We start from the raw sequence: 338 nt of genomic DNA, 5'->3' as shown, positions 1-338 counted from the left end.
GATGCAACTGCGGTTGGAGGCAGCGCTTAAGGCTCAGACGACCGCCAACTCGGCCTTTTCGTCCATCATGCCGTTGTTCATGGCCCAGATGGCGGCCTGAGTGCGGTTGGTGGCGTTGATCTTGCGCAGCAGGCTCTTGAGGTGAACCTTGACGGTGGCCTCGGTGATGCTGAGATGGTTGGCGATCATCTTGTTGGAGTGGCCGTTCAGCAGGCAGCGGAGAATCTGCTTCTCGCGCCCTGACAACCCTTTGCGGTCGCTTGGCTCCGGCACGACGGTTCCCCGCATTCCTGATAGGAGCAGCTCTGCCAGGTTGGTCGGGAAGACCTTTTCGCCCA

1 protein-coding gene is annotated in these 338 nt (G+C 60.4%); it reads right to left on the bottom strand.

Annotated features, from left to right (window positions below):
* Positions 1-33: 33 nt before the first annotated feature.
* A partial coding sequence (locus JT719_RS24415) for a LuxR C-terminal-related transcriptional regulator (RefSeq protein ID WP_207436400.1) occupies positions 34-338 on the bottom strand: 305 nt, incomplete at its 5' end.

Source organism: Sabulibacter ruber, from assembly GCF_017355955.1.
Lineage (GTDB): Bacteria > Bacteroidota > Bacteroidia > Cytophagales > Hymenobacteraceae > Nibribacter > Nibribacter ruber_A.
Note: the sequence above shows the minus strand (reverse complement) of the source record. Positions and strands in the feature narration are given on the sequence as shown.